General features: G+C 48.3%; 18 protein-coding genes and 1 other RNA gene. 11 read left to right on the top strand and 8 right to left on the bottom strand.

What is annotated here, in order from left to right:
* Positions 1 to 156 precede the first annotated feature (156 nt).
* A complete protein-coding gene (locus tag EZJ49_RS06620) occupies positions 157 to 1,512 on the bottom strand; it encodes a hypothetical protein (RefSeq protein ID WP_262555332.1) in 1,356 nt (451 codons plus the stop codon).
* A 138-nt stretch (positions 1,513 to 1,650) separates the two neighbouring features.
* Between EZJ49_RS06620 and EZJ49_RS06615 the strand changes: the two genes are divergently transcribed.
* The gene (locus EZJ49_RS06615; protein ID WP_262555331.1) at positions 1,651 to 2,343 is read left to right on the top strand and encodes a phosphatase PAP2 family protein; all 693 of its coding nucleotides are present in this window, start codon (positions 1,651 to 1,653) and stop codon (positions 2,341 to 2,343) included.
* Here EZJ49_RS06615 and EZJ49_RS06610 read toward each other — a convergent pair.
* Positions 2,340 to 3,095 carry a M48 family metallopeptidase gene (locus EZJ49_RS06610; protein WP_262555330.1) on the bottom strand — a complete coding sequence of 252 codons (756 nt, stop codon included), beginning with the start codon at positions 3,093 to 3,095 and terminating at the stop codon, positions 2,340 to 2,342. The genes EZJ49_RS06615 and EZJ49_RS06610 overlap by 4 nt on opposite strands.
* A 45-nt stretch (positions 3,096 to 3,140) precedes the next feature.
* On the opposite strand from EZJ49_RS06610, the gene EZJ49_RS06605 reads away from it, so the two are divergent.
* Positions 3,141 to 4,115, top strand: coding sequence for a serine/threonine protein kinase (locus EZJ49_RS06605; RefSeq protein WP_262555329.1), 975 nt, complete (start codon positions 3,141 to 3,143; stop codon positions 4,113 to 4,115).
* A 231-nt stretch (positions 4,116 to 4,346) separates the two neighbouring features.
* On the top strand, positions 4,347 to 4,619 hold the full coding sequence (locus EZJ49_RS06600; protein WP_262555328.1) for a hypothetical protein: 273 nt from the start codon (positions 4,347 to 4,349) through the stop codon (positions 4,617 to 4,619).
* Between the two features lie 162 nt (positions 4,620 to 4,781).
* Here EZJ49_RS06600 and EZJ49_RS06595 read toward each other — a convergent pair whose 3' ends face one another.
* From EZJ49_RS06595 to EZJ49_RS06585, 3 genes are all read right to left on the bottom strand, one after another.
* Positions 4,782 to 5,300 (bottom strand): hypothetical protein, encoded by a 519-nt coding sequence (locus EZJ49_RS06595; RefSeq protein WP_262555327.1) that lies wholly within the window; start codon positions 5,298 to 5,300, stop codon positions 4,782 to 4,784.
* Positions 5,301 to 5,488: 188 nt separating this feature from the next.
* On the bottom strand, positions 5,489 to 6,307 hold the full coding sequence (locus EZJ49_RS06590) for a dipeptidyl aminopeptidase (RefSeq protein WP_262555326.1): 819 nt from the start codon (positions 6,305 to 6,307) through the stop codon (positions 5,489 to 5,491).
* A 170-nt stretch (positions 6,308 to 6,477) separates the two neighbouring features.
* Entirely contained in the window at positions 6,478 to 6,972 is a 495-nt protein-coding gene (locus EZJ49_RS06585) for a hypothetical protein (protein ID WP_262555325.1), read from the bottom strand.
* Between the two features lie 87 nt (positions 6,973 to 7,059).
* Between EZJ49_RS06585 and EZJ49_RS06580 the strand changes: the two genes are divergently transcribed.
* The 3 genes from EZJ49_RS06580 (at position 7,060) to EZJ49_RS06570 (ending at position 10,214) form a co-directional block, all read left to right on the top strand.
* On the top strand, positions 7,060 to 7,932 hold the full coding sequence (locus EZJ49_RS06580) for a LysR family transcriptional regulator (protein WP_262555324.1): 873 nt from the start codon (positions 7,060 to 7,062) through the stop codon (positions 7,930 to 7,932).
* Between the two features lie 392 nt (positions 7,933 to 8,324).
* The gene (locus EZJ49_RS06575; protein ID WP_262555323.1) at positions 8,325 to 8,723 is read left to right on the top strand and encodes a hypothetical protein; all 399 of its coding nucleotides are present in this window, start codon (positions 8,325 to 8,327) and stop codon (positions 8,721 to 8,723) included.
* A 261-nt stretch (positions 8,724 to 8,984) separates the two neighbouring features.
* Positions 8,985 to 10,214 (top strand): isocitrate dehydrogenase (NADP(+)), encoded by a 1,230-nt coding sequence (locus EZJ49_RS06570; RefSeq protein WP_262555322.1) that lies wholly within the window; start codon positions 8,985 to 8,987, stop codon positions 10,212 to 10,214.
* A gap of 78 nt (positions 10,215 to 10,292) precedes the next feature.
* Here the strand turns inward: EZJ49_RS06570 and EZJ49_RS06565 are convergent, their stop codons facing one another.
* From EZJ49_RS06565 to EZJ49_RS06555, 3 genes are all read right to left on the bottom strand, one after another.
* Positions 10,293 to 11,036 (bottom strand): hypothetical protein, encoded by a 744-nt coding sequence (locus EZJ49_RS06565; protein ID WP_262555321.1) that lies wholly within the window; start codon positions 11,034 to 11,036, stop codon positions 10,293 to 10,295.
* A 159-nt stretch (positions 11,037 to 11,195) separates the two neighbouring features.
* Positions 11,196 to 14,249: a hypothetical protein gene (locus EZJ49_RS06560; protein WP_262555320.1), complete on the bottom strand. Its 3,054-nt coding sequence runs from the start codon at positions 14,247 to 14,249 to the stop codon at positions 11,196 to 11,198.
* Positions 14,250 to 14,462: 213 nt separating this feature from the next.
* Positions 14,463 to 14,828 carry a hypothetical protein gene (locus EZJ49_RS06555; RefSeq protein WP_262555319.1) on the bottom strand — a complete coding sequence of 122 codons (366 nt, stop codon included), beginning with the start codon at positions 14,826 to 14,828 and terminating at the stop codon, positions 14,463 to 14,465.
* Positions 14,829 to 15,199: 371 nt separating this feature from the next.
* Between EZJ49_RS06555 and ffs the strand changes: the two genes are divergently transcribed.
* The 5 genes from ffs (at position 15,200) to EZJ49_RS06530 (ending at position 18,714) form a co-directional block, all read left to right on the top strand.
* An RNA gene (gene ffs / locus EZJ49_RS06550) (signal recognition particle sRNA small type) lies at positions 15,200 to 15,298 on the top strand.
* Positions 15,299 to 15,346: 48 nt separating this feature from the next.
* A complete protein-coding gene (dnaX, locus tag EZJ49_RS06545) occupies positions 15,347 to 17,164 on the top strand; it encodes a DNA polymerase III subunit gamma/tau (RefSeq protein ID WP_262555318.1) in 1,818 nt (605 codons plus the stop codon).
* Between the two features lie 13 nt (positions 17,165 to 17,177).
* Positions 17,178 to 17,501, top strand: a complete 324-nt coding sequence (locus EZJ49_RS06540; protein WP_262555317.1) for a YbaB/EbfC family nucleoid-associated protein — start codon at positions 17,178 to 17,180, stop codon at positions 17,499 to 17,501.
* Between the two features lie 5 nt (positions 17,502 to 17,506).
* Positions 17,507 to 18,121 (top strand): recombination mediator RecR, encoded by a 615-nt coding sequence (recR, locus tag EZJ49_RS06535; protein ID WP_262555316.1) that lies wholly within the window; start codon positions 17,507 to 17,509, stop codon positions 18,119 to 18,121.
* Positions 18,121 to 18,714 carry a GTP-binding protein gene (locus EZJ49_RS06530; protein ID WP_011166041.1) on the top strand — a complete coding sequence of 198 codons (594 nt, stop codon included), beginning with the start codon at positions 18,121 to 18,123 and terminating at the stop codon, positions 18,712 to 18,714. Before recR ends, EZJ49_RS06530 begins: the two co-directional genes overlap by 1 nt.
* The last annotated feature ends 217 nt before the right edge of the window (positions 18,715 to 18,931 follow it).

Here is an 18,931-nt window from a genome sequence, read left to right as displayed (position 1 = left end):
CAAGTGGTTAAGAAGTTCCCCCGCTTGTACATAAAGCAACCAGCGTACCAACTATTAAGGAGACAAAATGACCCTGAAAAATGCAAAAAGGCCACTGATCTTGGAGGAAATCAGTGGCCGGCATAAGAAACATACCCAATGAAGGGTCTTTTAGGGCTATTTCAAGTTATCGTCGTTGATCTCAACCAGAGGTTTGATCTTACGCATAAATGTAACTGCGAACTGATCTTGGGCATAAGAAGCGCGTTTTCTCATTTTCAAAGCGATGCGGATTTGGCCCAAACCATTGTTGGCAACCAAGCGAGCCTCACCGATCCAGTTTGCATAGTTCAATTTCGAGTTGCTTAAAGAAACCAGATCCAAAGAATCCTGCTGATCTTTTGCAATACGAGTCAAAGGAATGTTCACACCCGTTCCCGCTTCAGGAGCCAGCAACGGACCCGCAAAAGCCAGAAGTTCATTGTTCGCACCTTTGGTCACAACTGTGAAACCGGAACGACCATTGACAACTTCAAAGGAAGACAAGCCCACAGATTTGATTCTATCCACTGTGTTTTCTTTTCTGATCGTGTTCTTCACGTAATCACGCAGGATCAGATATTCTGGATTGTCAGAGAACTGCTCTGGCAAGTTGAAGTACAAGTCCGCAGCAGAAGTTCTGAAAACCACATTGATGATTGCAGAAGAAGGGCTGGAACCGATTTTCAGACGCGCAAACACGTTTTCACAACCGCCATCCAGATCCAGACATTTCACTGTCCCTTCCAAAGCGCGAGAACCCGTGGTTCTTTCCCCATTACCAGCACGAACAGAACGAACCGGAGAAGCCGCACCTTCACCTTGAGAACCGGCAACATTATAAACCTTAACGTCGTTACCTTCTCGGACTTTCAAAGTGATGATCACATCACCAGACATGCTATCCACAGACAATTTAGCGTGCTGAACAGAAGCTGCTGCTTCCAAGTTCAAACGACGAGTGTCATAGCTGACTTTTTCGTTACGTGCTCTAAGGAAGTTCAACAGATCATCCGTGCCGGAAGATGTATAAACCAAACCATCAGCCGTCACACCGCCCGTCATACGTTTCGTCAAATTATCACGAGTCACGTTGGACGGATCATTGTATCTGTAATCACCCGGAATTATATGAGTCCCCGGAGCCGGTGCAGGACGAGTGTCCACAACTGGTGGAGGTGTTGCCGGATTCGCAGGAGTTTGTGGGTTAGTCGGCGTTGGAGGTGGCGGCGGAGGAGTTGTTGGATTTTTCCCCTGACCTTGACCTTTGTTTGGAATCGGAGCGGGTTGAGTGGCATCTTTACCATTGCCGCCCGGAGCTGGAAGGCCGCCACCGATTTCGCCATTTGTATTGTCTGTTTGACTAGAGTCTGTCGGCTTAGCTTGTTTATTAGGCTCTGAGAAAACGTCTTTTTTCTTACCGCAAGCAGTAAGGGACAACGACGCCAACAAGGCCGCCGTGATCAGGGTATGCTTTTGAAGCATTGGTAACATGAGAAACCTCCAAGTATTCTTTCAATAAACCAATTCGAAAAGGTCCTTAAGCAAGGGCCGGGCCAGATTTCGTCACCCCTCAGCAGGCCTTGTATTTCAATACAGATAGGTTTTAGATTGAGTTTTGGAAGGAATTTCATGCCTGTACAACAATTCGGCGAGCTCTTAAACGACCCTAAAAAACTGACCCAGCATCTTATTAAAGTGATTCTTGTAAGTCTGGTGCTGGCTTTGCTGGCAATGTATTTCGTGGATCAACAGGTGTCCCTGTACTTCGCGGAAAAAGAAGTCACCGCGATGTGGAGAAAACCCGCACGCATCCTGACGGACGTGGCCTTGTCTGAATATTACTTCGCCGCGGCTTTAATTATCTGGGCGTTCTGCAAATGGGTGGGACCGCATATCGGAATGCTAAAATCGCATTTGTCTCGTGTGGACTATTATCGCCGCTGGGGTTTGAATCTTTTGGTGTCCTTGCTGGTGGCGGGCGCCATCACCCATATCATTAAGTTTACAGCAGGACGCCAGCGCCCCCATAAAACACCGGATTTTGATCCGCATGTCTTTACGCCGTTTACCACTCACTGGCACTGGCATTCATTTTCTTCCGGCCATTCGCAGGTGATCTTTACCGTCGCCACGATGATGAGCGTGGCCTTCCCGCGCTTTCGCTGGTTCTGGATTCCGTTTGCGATGGTGGTGTGCCTGACCCGCGTGGTGGTGCATGACCACTTTGTCAGCGATATCATCTTTGGTGCATGCGTCGGCTATGTGGGAACCTTGCTGGCCCTGCAACTGATGCGCAAGAAAACCAAAAACGGTCTTTACTAGGATTTTTCAGAGAGGAATTCCACCAGATACTGGGATTCCTTCATGGTTCGCACGATGTCCCGGTAGTTGGCGACATACCTTTCCACCAAACCCCAGAAACAGTCTGAGTGATTCATGTGCTGCAAATGTGCAAGCTCATGCACAATCACGTAATCAATCACCTCTTCAGCGAACACAATTAGACGCCAGTTCAGATTGATGATTTTTTTCGAGGAACAACTGCCCCAACGGGTCTTTTGTTCACGGAATTTCACCTGTGAGGGATGAAGGTTCATCTGCCCAGCCCAGTAAGCCACGCGCTGGCTTAAAAAATCCACGGCTTCGCGCTTATAGAAATGACGGATTTCTTTTAATGCCGTTGGATGCTCTTCAATCAGTGAATCCGCACTCCAGCTATTGCGAGGAATATGCAGCAACAGATGTTCATCTGTGACTGAGACGAAAGTTTTCTTGTGCAGGGTGATGACTACTTTAAGTTTGCGCTCCACACCTTTAAAAGGAAAGTTTTCGTAGGCTTTAATGCGTTTTTCGGGGAACTTTTCGGCGATCTCTGAAAACTTCGCGAAGTTCTTTTCGATCCAGTCCCTCTTGGCCATCAGGAAATCAACGATGATTTTCTGACTGGTGCTTTTTGCCGCAACCACCTTGATGGGCTTATTCGGATACAGATAAATAGAAACCGAGCGGCGGAAATTCCGTCGATGCACCTCTACAGGCCATTTTGCGAAGATAAAGGTTTCTTTGCCGCTCATCAGACAGAGAATGACTTAAGCCTTAAAAGCTGGCAAGATCAGATAATGGATAAAAGCTCTTCTTTCTATAGTTTAGACCCTGAAAAAGTGCTTCTGGCGACAGAACATGCCGGTCTTTATCCAACGGGTGAGTTCACCCAGCTAAATTCCTATGAAAACCGCGTTTTTGATATCAAGCTGGAAGAACCCTGCACGCCCGGCGCTTTGAATAAAAACGTCATCGCCAAATTCTATCGCCCCAACCGCTGGAGCAAAGAAGCCATTTTAGAAGAGCATGAATTTCTGCTGTCACTAAAAGCCGAAGGCATTCCTGCCGTAGCGCCACTGATGCAGGGACATGATTCCACTTTATTGGAAGTCGATGGCATGTATGTCGCATTCTTCCCAAAGGTTCTGGGCCGTATGCCGCAGGAATTTTTGCAAGGCGAACTTCATAAAGTCGGCCGCTTGATGGCGCAAGTTCATAATGTCGGCGCAAAAAAACCCGCCCCTCACCGCCCGGTTCTGGATACAAGCTATTATGGCGGCTGGGAGACTTTGGATTTCCTGCAAGACTGGATCACCCCGGAACTGCGCGAGCGCTATAATATTGCCGCAGAAGATATTCTGTATGCAATTGACGATAACTTTGATTCTTCAGAATTTATTCGCATTCACGGAGACTGCCACAAAGGTAATTTACTGAATAACGGTCAGGAGTTTTTCCTGGTGGACTTTGATGATTTCGTCAACGGCCCGGTGATTCAGGATTTCTGGATGTTGTTATCAGGTGATGAAGACAGTCTGGACGATGAAAAGATGCAGATCATCCAAGGCTATGAAGAGCTGCGCGAATTCCCCGATCATCAGTGGTCATGGATTCCAATGCTGCGCGGTCTGCGCATCGTGTCCTATGCCGGATGGATCGCCAAACGCTGGGAAGATCCCAGTTTCCCGCGCCTGTTCCCGGAGTTTAACAAATACACCTACTGGGCCGAAGAAGTTGAAGCCCTGGAAAAAATCGCCTGGAAAATCGGATAACGCCAAAGACCCGCTTAAAAGCGGGTCTTTAATTTTAGCGTGTTCGCGATGATGGATTGACTGGGTTGTATGGTGAGTACTCCTTACTGGGGATCGCGCGCGGAATTATTGGAAGTAGATGGATTCACCTGAGTGGAGGATCCACTTTCCCGGCGCTGTCTTTCCCGGAATTGTGTCGAGCTTTTTTTGCCCCCGCGACGGGACAGTCGCATTTTAGGCTGTGACGTCAGAGTGTGCGAAACCTCTTCCGTTTGTGATTCTGGCAAATCAGGATATTTCGGCTGGCGCTTCATTTTAGCGGAAGTACTTGCAGCAGAATTTCGTCGAGCGCTGACCGAAAGCGTCTTGGATGTTCCAGAGCGTTTGGATTTCATCCCTGATGAGCTGGCAGCTTTCATTTTTGTGCTGGCTGGTCTTTTCGCTTTCGCAGTTCTTGCGGAGGATGTTTTCCTTTTGGGAGTGGTTGATTTTGCCTTACGAGGCGCTGGCTTTGATCGTCGATGAGTAGTGTGAGTTTCTGCTCTCATTCGTGGCTCCTTTGTTTGAGGGTCGGTTGTTTCAGGCTTCATTCTAGATAAGTCCTGCACATTGACCTTCAATTTCGTGGGCCGGGTGTTACAAAACAAGAGCCGCTTTCGCGGCTCTTGTGAAGCTTTTGCGATTTTCTTAAGGCTGCTGGCCCAAAGTCACCGTACTGAGCTCCATTGTTTTTACTTTTCCAGAATCACCATCCGTCATCGTCATTTTCACCATACCGAATGGAACGTCTCCCCACCACATTGTCATGGAATCCCCATCACCATGGTGGCCGCCCTTGTCGTCGCCCCCCTTAGTCATTTTACATGTGTTGTATGTACCTGCTGGAACTGTGACTTCTTCCATCACACCACCGCGAGCCACACAGTTTGTCATGATCTCCTGCCATTTTTCAGAGCTGTAAAGATTCTTCTTTTCTTTGGTTTCACAACGTTCCCATTTGCCCATCTGCACCCACGATTTCACCAGCCACTTCATTGTGGTCGGATCCTGACTCAGCACTTCTTTGGAGCCTTTCACTTCGGTAGTCGTGCCATCCGTGCCCACCACCGTTCCCGTCCACTCCACCTTATCCCCCACCGTCGGATACGCCATTGCGTAGGTGGACGCAAAGAACACAACACTTGCCAATAGTTTTGATGCTTTCATAAGACCTCCTAGTCTTGTTGGTTTGGTTTTGATTTCGGAAGCCTAGGTTGAACTGAAGATTTTTTTTCGTCTTGGATTTTTTGTCGGACCTGCAACCTTACACCTGACTGGCAAAAGCAACTGAAAGAAAACAAAAAGCCGAAGGGTTCGCCTTCGGTTTCTATGTGAAATAAAAATGTCGAATCTATTTAGGGGTGCTTTAAAAACCAGTCTGTAATGAGATCTGGAGCTTCTTCCAGCCATTCGTGCCGCGCCCAAGGGCTGACAAATGCCGTCGTTTCAATTCCATGTGCTTGCAAACTTTCATAGTAAGGATACATCGTGCGCACAGGGACCACTGGATCAAATCTTCCATGCAGAAAAATCGTCGGTGGATGATTCAATGGAATCTCGTCCGGAACAAAACACATGGGCCCACCACAGTTGGCATAAGACGCCGAATGCACCGCCAGAGCTTTAAACACCCCCGGGAAAGCTACGGCCATACGGCTGGAATGGTATCCACCACTGGAGATCCCTGTGGCATACAGACGATCCATGTTCAACTTTCCGAACTCCCCATTCCCCATGGCTTTTAAAAGCTCTTCAACGAAGAAGAAGTCTTCAGAAGTGTCATAATCAATGCCGACAATATTTGTCATCCACGCCACGCCTTCGATGGCTGGGGGTGCAATAATCGCAAAACCATGATCCAACAAAGACTGAATCAAGCGGATCTCATTGTATCCGCCCGCGATCATCAGACTGCTTCTGGAAAATTCCACTGGGAAAAGACTGCCCTGATACAACACAACTGTCGGCCAACCCGCTTTCGGAGTACGTCCTTTCGGCAGGGAATACTTTACCTGACGAGTGAGGTGAGGCCCCGCCACCTCCTTAACCAAATAAGGACAGGTCAGTCGATCCACAAGTCCCGTGACTTCGCAGTTGGACACTTTCGTCTTGGCCGCTTCGGCCGACATACTCAAGGCCAGAGCGCTTACTGCCATCAGCACCAACTTTTTCATCCGGGACTCCTTTATCCAAACCAAAACCCGAGGCCAATATAGGGGACACAGGCCCCCCTTGTCCTTAGGAACAGTTGACGGTTTTCCAAGGCTTTTGTCAAAAACCCCGGGGAAACCGCGACCGCCAAAGTCGGAATTACCAACTTACCCTGGAATAATCTGCCACCCTGCTAGTGACAAACCCACTTCGCGCCGTCGCCAGTCACATCCACGCCTTGAATCTGCAACGTCTGCAACTTTGTCGGAATAAGCGATGTTAGCTCATGGGGAATTGAGTGATCCAAAATCACCAGAAACTCCAAACCGTTCGGATTCGCCACACTAGCCACCAGTTGCAGATCATTATAGTTATTCACGCTGCCGGTTTTCCCGGGCTGATTGCCGGCACCTTCATAATTGTATTCAACGTCGCTGCCGCAGTTACGGCTTGGGCACTTGCCAGCCACCCAGTTGGAATACTGGTAAGACACATTCCCCTGCTCATCATGATTCAGAACCAAAGAGCGCTGGGAAGTCCCTTTGGCAGGATCTGCTTGCTGCGTGCAAGTGATCTGTTTTGGAAAGTAACACTGATATGTGCTGGCGCGATCCAGAAAACAATCAGCCTGAGCCGCAGTAGTGGAAAGAATCAAACCAGAAAGAACCATCAAAGACTTAGGTTTCATATACAACCTCCTACGTTGTTGGAGGCGAAATTATTTTTAAACAAAGTATTTGTATAATTCATATATTTCACTTTATCATGATTTTAAATGAGTTTACTGAGCCCTTCCCTTGAAGCTTTCTGGGCCGTTGTTCAAAAAGGCACGGTCCTGGAAGCTGCTAAAATAGTAAATCTCACCCAGACAGGGGTGACCCAACGTATCCGGAGCTTGGAAAAGCAACTGGGTGTGACGTTGTTCACCCGCTCCCGTAAAGGCATGCGTCTTACTCAAGAAGGGGAATCCCTTCTGCGCTATGTCCAGGCGGCCCGCGATCTCGAAGGGGACACCCTGTCTAAAATTTCCGGCAAAAAAGAATCCGCCTTCTTTGAGGTGTGTTTAAGCGGAACATCCACGCTGATGCGTTCCAGAATCATTCCCCGGGTCAGCACGGTGATTAAAAAGAATCCAAAACTGCGCGTTCGTTTTGACATCACCGACACGGACAGTGTTTTGGGGAAACTAAAAACCGGTTTTGCGCAGATCGGCGCCTTGCCTGCAAATCATGTGGGCTTGGAATTGGATTCCAAAGTGATGGCACCGGAAAGATATTTCCTTGTAGGTCCGGCAGCCTGGAAGAAAAGAAAGCTGGAAGACATCCTGACCAATGAACCCATCATTGATTTTGATCCGCAAGATACAGTCACTTGGGATTTACTTAAAAAATACAAACTTTCCGGCAAAGCCCAGAAACTGCGCCACTATGCCAACAACATTGATGCACTCACCTACATGCTACAACAAGGCTTGGGGTATTCTTCTTTGACTGAAGAATTCGCGCGTCCGTTTATTAAAGACGGCAGCCTTTGCTATCTCGCCAGTGAATTGCATTTGGATTATTCAGTCGCATTGGCCTGGTATCCACGCACAGAAATGCCCGCATACTTCAAGCAGTTGATCGAAGTTCTCACTAAAAAGAACTAACCTCTTTCACCACAGAAAAAGGTTCCATCTTGGAACTGGCTTCCCTAAAGGATTTCAAAGAAATCAGTTTACTTTTTTTGAACTATCTTCGATATTAGGTTTATCTCTAATGAAAGGAGGCCATCATGATTATTATGATGATTCAAAAAACAAATATTTGCGGATCTGCAATCGTGGACGTGGCCTCTGGAATTCAATCGTAGGTCACAAACCCAATCCCACGACAATTGAGCGAACTGCATCTAACGCATCTTTGGACATGTAAAGTGTTTTGCACTTTTCGTCTTTAGATCTTAACCCAAAATTTAATTTTAGCTCTGACGACGCTTTGGCCTCATTTTCTGACGAGGTCCCCAACACCTGTGTCTGTATTTTGATTCTGAAGTGGTGTCGTGGCTGAACTTTCAAACAACCCTTGCGCATTTATCTGTCAAAACGGCCTTTTGAACAGAACTGTCGCAAGCATTATCAATCCTGAGGAGGAAGCTATGAACGCATTAATGCGTAGAAAAAAACAATGGGAATTCCAAAACGAGCGATACTTATTGAAACTCGTTGAAACCTCAACTGATGTGTCTATTGAAAGCGTAAAAAAGGCCGGTCAACTCACAAGCTTCCTTCTGTATCTTGCTTATAAGAGCACAAGGATCATGCTTGCGTTAGCGTCTGCTACAATGAGAGGACCGAAACTGGTACGCTACACAACTCCAGAACGAAATCATGAAGTTCTGGAAGCACAACTTCAGCAGTTGGAAGCCCGCTTGCAAAATCCAACTATTTTGCAAAGATAATCGCAAGGGGAGCTTACGCTCCCCTTTTTCTTTAGAGCATCGCCCGTTACCTGATGGAAGCTGAAAAGCTCTCGCAGCCCGCCCCCTAGTTTAAAGTATCTGCCCTATTTTCAATACCTTGCGTTATGCAATGTTCAAGTGAGTTTGGCTGCCAGACCGACTCTCCCTTGGTTTTGATGCCCTGTTTTCCTTTGTCTTAAAGGCGGCGCCATTCTATATTTTCAGGGCGCTTTTACAATCCCATCACAAAGGAAACGACTTATGAAAAAAATCAAAGTTGCCAATCCCGTCGTTGAGCTCGACGGCGACGAAATGACAAGAATCATCTGGAAATTCATCAAAGAACAATTGATCCTTCCTTACCTTGAAATCGACATTAAGTACTACGACTTGGGCATGGAACATCGTGATGCCACCAACGATCAAGTGACTGTGGATGCTGCTGAGGCGATCAAAAAGTACAATGTCGGTATCAAATGCGCGACGATCACTCCTGACGAAGCTCGCGTAAAAGAATTCAACTTGAAACAAATGTGGAAATCACCAAACGGCACTATCCGTAACATCCTTGACGGGACTGTTTTCCGTGAACCCATCATCTGTAAAAATGTTCCTCGTCTGGTTCCTAACTGGACCGCTCCGATCTGCATCGGTCGTCACGCTTTCGGTGACCAGTACCGTGCAACTGATTTCGTAACTAAAGGCAAAGGCAAACTGACTGTGACTTTCCAACCTGAAAACGGTGGCGAAACAATCACTCACGAAGTTTACAACTTCAAAGGCGACGGCGTTGCTTTGACTATGTACAACACCGACGAATCCATCACTGGTTTCGCACGTTCCTGCTTCAATCAGGCTCTTTCCAAAAAATGGCCGTTGTACCTTTCCACTAAGAACACGATCCTTAAAAAATACGATGGTCGTTTCAAAGACATCTTTGAAGAGATCTACCAAAAAGAATTCAAAGCTAAGTTCGATGCCGCTGGTATCACTTACGAGCACCGTCTGATCGACGACATGGTTGCTTCTGCTTTGAAATGGAATGGTAACTTCGTGTGGGCTTGTAAGAACTACGACGGTGACGTTCAGTCCGATACAGTAGCACAAGGTTTCGGTTCTTTGGGTCTGATGACTTCCGTATTGGTTACTCCAGATGGTAAGACCATGGAATCTGAAGCGGCTCACGGTACTGTGACTCGTCACTACCGTCAGCACCAACAGGGTAAACCAACTTCCACAAACCCAATCGCTTCCATCTTTGCATGGACTCGCGGTCTTGAGCACCGTGGTAACTTAGATAACAACCCTGAGCTTGTGAAGTTCGCTCAGACTTTGGAAAAAGTCTGCGTGGAAACAGTGGAAGCTGGCTTCATGACCAAGGACCTTGCAGTTTGCATCTATGGCGACAAAGTTCCTGCTGATAAATACATGAACACAGAGCCGTTCCTTGCAAAATTGGACGAGAACTTGAAAAAAGCTCTTTCCATGTAAGAACCCGAGCTGAAAGCTTAAATAAAAAGAGGAGCCCCAAAGGCTCCTCTTTTTTTATTTCTACCTGAATAACCCAAACTAAGACCCGCAGCTTTTACCCCAGGTGTTGGCTGTCTTATCCCCCACCCCGATATGCAAAGAGGCGCTGCCGTAGTGACCGATCGCGCGCAAACGCTTGGCCTTGCGCATTTTGCAAAGCTCTTTAAAGGCACGGTCCGCTTCGCTGTTGCTCGCAAATCTGACGTCGATGGATGTTCCATAAGGATGTCTGCCAGCGGCCCCGCCCACATTTTTATTATAAGGTTCAGGTCTCCACCAATTGTAGATCTGACTGATCTTAATACCCTTGGCGGAAAGGTCCTGCAAAATACGCACGCCTTCAATCGGATACTTCCAAGTGCCTTCGTCGGGATGAATCAGATTGTGCGCCTGACTGGAACCGTAGGTGCAGCGAAAGGTGTTCACACTTTTGGGATTCGGGCGAACCACTTGATCACACCAGAAGGACCCGTTGGTTTCTTTTGAACACTTTTGCAGAAACTCTTCTTTTTTGGAAAGTCCCAGGTTCACTTTGCTTTTTTGTGAACTTGACGCCTTCACACAACCCAGCGCCTGAATTTCTTCTGAAATGCCAAAATCATCATGGACGTGATCGGCAATATCCTCGCCATCAGTCATCGCCGTGTCTGTGGTATCGGTGATATTCTGATTTTCATTCTGTGTGGAGGACTGCTCAACGTAGTCGTTGGCTCCCCCTTGGCATCCCAGCAAACCCACTCCCAGAGCCAGAACCAAGGCGGCGGTATTTTGTTTCAATGTCATCTGCGAACCCCTTCACTGCCGATTGGCAGGTGAGTGTCAGACTACATTGCTTACATTTTTTTCATCTACAGGACCGGGCAAGATCCAGAACAAAGGACAGGTTAAAACGAGGGATCTTTTGGTCAGCAGAAGAAAAAGGCAGGACCAATGGCAAAGCCCTCATGGAGTGGAGGCATCCAATAGGCCCGAGGCACCAACAATATAGAATTTCAAATTCTGGTTATCGTCGTACACCTTCAGTAAAAGCGAATTTGTTCTTGGCACATGAGACGTCGCGAAGGCATAAGCGGACTCTTTGTCCCAGTTCGGCGCTTGCAGCATGCCATCAATAGTCGGTTGTTGTTCAGCCTGTGTCGGTAACATCACCTCGGTGAAGTTCGCACCATCCAGATCCCGATACAAAATACCCGAAAGCAGATTGGTACCGTCAACCAAGCCGGCATTGACGACTTTCGTTCCGGCGCAAACATAGCCATATATAAAATTGAGAAGATGCGAAGGATAATTCACCAAAATATTATTATGAATATCCGCAAAACTTGCCTGACTGATAGCGGAACCATGTACGTCAGAGAAATCCACAAAGCTCAAATCCTTTTTGACCTCTGAAAGATGCCCATCGCGAACAACCAGCAAGCCGCGCGGAGACGCCTTGAGACTTATCAGATAACTCTGGTATTCGGAATAAGTGATGCCGTCTTCCTGAATGGCTCCTATGCGGAAGCGCCCTTGATCGGGGCCACTGGTTGCCTGAGAGATAAAATAGATCCCATGAACACCCTGAAGAACTTCATGAATCTTTTCTTCAGAAACCTTAGTAAAGACACTTCCTGCTTTCCAAAGATGCCAAGACCAGGACATATAATCCCAAGCCACAGAAGTGACCGAAGGGAAGAGCATATATCTGTCTGTACCTTGCGTATAAACCCGCCCAATAAATGGTGAATCACGATGTTCACCCATCTGCACTTCTCCAGAAACCTTTTCAAGCGTCGGCACGGCTGCGGATGTGTCTATTTTCCAAATATACACCTTGGTGTCAGTATCCAGAGCACGGAAGTAAACCGTATCCCCGACCCAACGGTAACTGCCCACATTTTGTAAGTTCGATGCCACCAGCGTGGTCACTCCCGCCCGGCGCAGATACAGATTCGTTACAGTTGTTGAGCTGATATGATAAAGGAACTTATCCCTCTTGGTCGTTCCCACAACACCCGAGTCCTCGGTGTTCAGCACTGTGGTGGTTCCACCCGAAAGCATAATCGGTCGATCTACAAACATACCACCCTGTCTTGATGGCGAACGTCCGGTGAAAATAAGATCCGTACTTCCCGTCAGCACAGTACCACTGCCGCTGACCATGTATCCCCGAAGACTGTCTCCGACCAAACCCCATTCGCGTTTCAAAAGAGGTTCAAAGGAGCTTCCATCATAGGAAAGCACTTGCACGGCAAAAGAAGAGGTGTCTGGATGCTCCCACAGCCCCCCGGTAATTCGGACATGAAGATGGGCCGAGGTTGCAATAAGAATACGGGAATTACGAACCTCAAGGATACGCGTGGACATTTCGTTAAAGATCGCCCCCGGGATCTGGATGTATTTCAAATTTCCGTTGTTGTATTCAACCAAGTAAGGCTTTGCGATGCTTGCTGTATGAATATAGATGTCAGTACCTTCTTTATTCACATCCAAGATGCGACGAACTGTGCGCGTCGTCCCGTTATAGTCCGCTTCAAGAATATAATCGTCAGAAGAAAAACCATTAACAGCAGAAGTTCCACCATTCGTGCCGTCACTGCGATAAAGATATACTTTTCCATCGACAGCAACGCCCAAGAAGAACATTTCTCCGCCACTTTCACGAACGGAATGCGGCTGAAACACATTAATACCCGGATCATCCACGGACAGCGTGCCCGCATTAATACGCTTTAGAGAAGTCAAACCCGTCACCCGATCAAATACAGGCAAAAAGTAGTTGTTATTCACGTAGGCGTGCTGAACCCAATCCAGACGCTGCATCTTACCGGAAACATTGCCCCCATATTCGCGAGCGATGTTGGTGTCCACCAAGGTACCCTTGGCAGCCGGTCCTGTGATGTTATAGAGATAGCGACCGCCGTCTGCACTTGATATCAGCGCCGCATTTTGCCCCGCCAGTACGTTCGCATTTCCAAGATTGGAAAGACTGGATTCAATGGTAGCCGTCAGAGTGGCCATATCCACTTTGACAATACGGCCGTCCAGAACACAAGTGGTCTGCGGACAATAGAAGAATGTGCTGCCATTGATGGTTTGCACGTCAGAACCAAATTCGGGCCAGGGATCAAAGTCAAAACCAAGACTGGTCACGGAATCATCGGTGGAGGTCGCCACTTTCACAATTTGATACGTTGTTATTCCGGAAGGATTCACATTCGCGCGGAAATAAAGGTCTCCATTGTAGCTGATGGCACCGGAAAGCAGGCGAGTCACGGCGCTGTCAACAATCGGTGCCTGCACCACCCCCGCAATCACCTGACGCAGAGATCCCGAGCTATCGACAATATAGGACTTGCCTGAAGCATTATAGATTTTCAGAACAGCATGCCCCGTGTCCACACAGTTTGCACCATCGACATAATAAAGTCGGCCATTCTGCGCACTAAGAGGTCCCACGTTGGAATTCATCACAAAGTAAGCACCCTGATTGCCATCGGGATAAATGCGGAACTCAAGTTTGTTCTGCACATCAATATCCTGCCCCGCGCACTGCAAAGTATCCAAAGTGAAAGTGCTTTTCCTGATCGACCGGATATAAGAGCGCACCACACCCGAAGAAACCTCTTCATCGGTCATAATCAAAACATGTGTCGGCGTCGAAGCCAGATGATAGTGAGAAGTAACATTCAACCCCAGAGCCAGCTCGGATTTCACGGCACCGGAAATCTTAACGACTTTACGTTGCATGCTATCCAGATTGGAGGGCTGAATAAAATAATAGCGATCTGGAGAAATACTGCCAAAGTGTCCGGTGGTTTTATTTAAGCTGGAAGGCAGAGTTTGCTGAACAAATCCCGCATCAATAGATCCCAGAGGCACCGGCGTTGTGGGAATAGTTGTCCCCGGAGTCGGCTCCGTCACTGAGAACAGTGGCATCTCGGTAAGAGTGGCATCAAGCGAGCACCCTGCCAAAACCCAGGCAATAAGAACTATCAAGATATTCAAAAACATTCCGGCACCTTGAAATAATGGTTCTAAGTACCTATCGGCCGGCGCAGAGGATTAGAGAAGCTTCAACAAGAGGATTATTATTAAAAAATGTTCTTTACCTCATTTATACGGAAAGCATGAGGCGATGTCTTCTCAGTTTGAGACAAAGAAAAAGCTCAACAGGCTTTCGATTCACGATCCCCATTGAGCTTCATTTGAAATGACAGGATTTTATTATTTGATGCGGGTTTTGATCTTCACTTTGGTTTGCGAACGACAAGTGGATTCCATAGAAACTGTGGAGCAAGTCATCTTACCGCAGGACAAAGTCAGAACCTGATTTTCTTTATTCAGTTCTTTAGTTTCAGACTTCCAATCAGCACAAGCCTTCTTCCAGTTCACACGAGCATCTTTCAAAAGCGGAGCCGCATCGCCCTCGATTTCATCTTCACTAGTGACAACTTCAAACTCATTCTTAACGTTAGGGCCTTTTTTAATCTCAATCGTCGTTTCTCCATCAGCAGGAATATCTTTCACCCCCATAGTCTGAGCAAAAGCAAAAGAACCCATCAAACAAAGAGCCAATACCATTTTCAACATACCAATCACCTCACATCCCCAAATGCTCCCCCACCCCCACCTAAACAGCAAGCAACGACACCACCCACCCAAAAATTCCCACACCCCACCAGCGACGCCCCCCAACGGGGGCCAGCCTGCCAAAATACACCACCGCCTCCAAGCCTCATTGCAAAAACCAGAGATAACGTCGGCATTGAAGTAAGTTTGGGGCAAGCTCCCCGGAAAGCGACCTCTGGCGGGGCCCGGACGGCCCGAACCGGGGCTTGCCCCCGGCGCCAGCAGAGCCCGGATGGCGTGTCGCTTGGAGAGGGAGCTTGCCCCAAACTTACTTCAATGCCGCACCCAGTTATCGAATGTAATCCCCCTGCCAATGGGATACATCCAGCGGTGGCCGGGTCCCATACAATAGCTCTCTTGACGAATCCCGCTAGGTCCGGAAGGAAGCAACGGCACTCGAGGGACTATGTGATATGGGGTGCTCGGCCACTTTTTTATCTTTCGCGCGAACCGAGAAAACGAACTAGTAGGGGTGGGTTTTGTCTTATCAGGTGATTGCACGCAAATGGCGTCCCCAATCATTTACCGACGTTGTCGGGCAAAATCATATTACCCAAACACTTTCCAATGCGTTGAAAAACGGTCGTCTGCCTCATGCCCTGTTGTTCACAGGCCCACGCGGAACCGGTAAAACTTCCTCAGCTCGTATTCTTGCCAAAGCTCTTCGCTGTCCCAATGCGCAAAACTTTGTTCCGTGCAACGAGTGTGATTCCTGCAAAGAAATCGCAGCCGGTGCCAGCATTGACGTGATCGAGATCGACGGTGCCTCCAACAACGGTGTGGATGCGATTCGCGAGCTGCGCGACACTGTGGCGTTCATGCCTTCCAGTGGTAAATACAAAATCTATATCATCGACGAAGTGCACATGCTTTCCACCAGCGCCTTCAACGCTTTGTTGAAGACTCTGGAAGAGCCTCCTTCGCATGTCATTTTCATCATGGCGACAACCGAAGTGCACAAGATCCCGCAAACGATCCTGTCACGTTGTCAGCGTTTTGATTTCCGTCGTATTTCCACCCGTTCCATCACCGAACGCCTGAAGCTGATCTGTGATCGTGAAGGTGTGACGGCAGATGATGAGGCCCTGTGGGTGGTGGCTCGTCAGGGGGACGGGTCCATGCGTGACTCGCAAAGTTTGCTGGATCAGGTGATCACGTTTGCCAATGGTCCGCTGACTCGTGCCAGTGTGGTTGAAATTCTGGGTCTGACGGACCGTGCACTGTTGTTTGAAACTTTGAATGCCCTGATTGATCGCAATTCGCAGGCGATTTTGAAAGTGATCGAAAAGATCGCGGCGGCGGGTTTTGAGCCTCATTTGTTCTCTCAAGATCTTCTGGAAATGATTCGCAACCTGCTTTTGATCAAAGTGTCCGAAGCGCAAGCGTCTCAGATTCTGGAAATGCCTGATTCTGAACTGCAAGCCTTAAGCGAAATGGCGGGACGCCTTCCGGAAGAAGACATCCACATGCTCTTCGACATGGCGTTAAAGGGTGGCAACGATATTCCGCGCGCCCAGGATCCTCGTATTGTTCTGGAAGTGACTTTGCTTCGTATGGCTTCGGCTCCAAAACTTGTGGACCTGAAGACGTTGTTGCAAGGCGGAGCTGTCACCCCTCAAAGCGCAGGTGGGGCCCGGCCCTACGTTCCGCCGGTAGTTCCCACATCCAAAGGTCACGATCGTATTGAAGAATCCCAAAAAGTTTTAGATGGCCCCAAAGGCCTTGAGGCCATGAAAGCGGCTTTAAATAAGGCCAAGCCTGCGGTTTCATCCCTGTCCGCCCAGAAGCCTGCTGCCAACACTTCGGCAGCGACTCCGACGGCGACAACCGTGGCTCCGGCCGCTCAAGCCGCCCCAGTGCCGGAAAAACCGAAGCTGGCGACAGGATCTACAGCCACAGAACGCTGGGTGAACTTTGTGGAGCTGCTTCGTCAGGATGATGCTTTGTTCGCTGCCAAGGTCGAAAATCTTCTTTTTGTAAAAGAAGAAGGAAAGCTGATCAGTCTTGGCGTTCCGGCGAAATTGGCCTTTCTGAAAGACCAGATGGCCGACGCCCAAGTGCGCAAAAAACTACAGGGATTTATTGATTCATACTGGGGTGCTGGGTATTCTTTTGAGGTATTAATGAGTCGCGATCAGGTCGGAGAATCCGCCCAGGCCATTCAGCAGAAAAAAGTGCAGTTGGCCGAGGAAGAGCTTCGCAACAAGATCAACGAAAACCCCATGGTCAAGGCTGCACAGACCGTGTTCAAGGGACATATCAAGTCCATCGTTGAACTAAACAAGCGCAGCCACTAACAAGGAGAATTCTATGAAGGGTATGCCCGGCGGAATGGCTCAGCTGATGAAGCAAGCCAACCAAATGCAAATGAAAATGAAAAAAGCCCAGGAAGATCTTGCTCTTGCTGAATACGAAGCAACAACTGGCGGTGGCGCTGTAAAAGTAAAAGTGAACGGCAACCACATGATCACTGCTTTGAATATCGACGCTGAAGTTTTGAAAGCGGGCGATGTTGAAATGCTTCAGGACATGATCCTGTCTGCAGTGAACGAAGCAGTTAAAACAGCTCGTGATACTTCCGCGAAAGAAATGGAAAAAATCACTGGCGGTCTAAATATCCCAGGAATGTTCTAATTTAGATGTTACACATTAGCGCCCTTGAAAAATTAGTCCACGAGTTGAGCCGTCTGCCTGGTATCGGGCCGAAGACTGCTCAACGTCTGGCTTATTTTATCTTGCGTACCGGGAATGAATACCCGGAACGCTTGAGCGAGGCGCTTTTGCGTGTAAAGGCCGAGGTGCATGACTGCCCTCGCTGCTTTAACTACACCGACACCGACATCTGCCGTTATTGCGAAGATGCTCACCGTGCAGACGAATCCATCTGTGTGGTGGAAGAACCCGCGGACATCATGCGCATTGAATCTTCCGGCGCATTCCGCGGCCGTTACCATGTCCTGCACGGGGCGATTTCCCCGCTGGAAGGCATCGGCCCTAAAGAATTGAAAATCAAAGAGCTGATTGACCGTATTGATGACGGTTTGAACGGCACCGGCCCGGCTATCAAGGAAGTCATCCTCGCATTGGATGCCGACCTTGAGGGCGACACGACGATTTTGTATCTGGCGAAGCAGCTTCAAGGCAAAGGTTTGAAACTTTCTCGCATTGCCCATGGAGTTCCTATTGGCAGCGACATCGATTTCATAGATGATAGAACTATGGGTCGTGCCCTGCAAAATAGAGTGGAGCTGTAATGTCCTTTATTAACTACAATGCCAAAGAAATTCACTGCAAAGTCGTGTATTACGGCCCTTCCCTGGGCGGTAAAACCACGAACATTCAGTGGGTTTACCAAAAAACGGCGGAGGATCAAAAGTCCAAGCTGGTGGCATTGAATACGGACATCGAGCGCACCCTGTTCTTTGACTTCCTGCCATTGAACGTCGGCGACATTCGTGGCTTTAAAACCCGTTTCCACCTTTACACTGTTCCCGGTCAGGTGGTTTACGATGCTTCCCGCAAGCTGATCCTAAAGGGGTTGGATGGCGTGATCTTCGTGGCGGATTCGCAAATCGAGCGTATGGATGAAAACCTGGAATCCCTGCGCAATCTTGAGAGAAACTTGGAACAGCAAGGCTACGACATTCGTGAGATTCCTTTGATCATGCAATACAACAAGCGTGATTTGCCGAATGTGGCTTCTTTGGCCGAGCTAAGAAGTGCTCTGAACCCTTATAATGCTCCTGAAATCGAAGGCTGCGCCTCCGAAGGCCGTGGCGTCTTTGAATCCCTAAAAACCGTCTCTAAATCCATTATCAACGTCCTCAAAGGCGGAACGACTCTTTAGAACAAGACCGCTGGGCTGGCTTAAAACAAGCTTTGCCTTTCGGACAGTCCTCGCGGACGCCATCCCTTTGGGATTGGCTGCTGTGGAACTTGGGCAAAACTTGTTTTAAGCCAGCCCAGCTATTTGCTCTAATTCCGTCTGGCATATGGGGGTCATGGTTGGACCTTTGTGGGGTTGCTTTTTACCCCTGTCGTGCTATATGAGCTTTTTCTGTGTT

The sequence above is a fragment of the Bdellovibrio bacteriovorus genome, from assembly GCF_025558485.1.
GTDB lineage: Bacteria > Bdellovibrionota > Bdellovibrionia > Bdellovibrionales > Bdellovibrionaceae > Bdellovibrio > Bdellovibrio bacteriovorus_G.
This window is presented reverse-complemented; position numbering and strand designations above follow the sequence as displayed.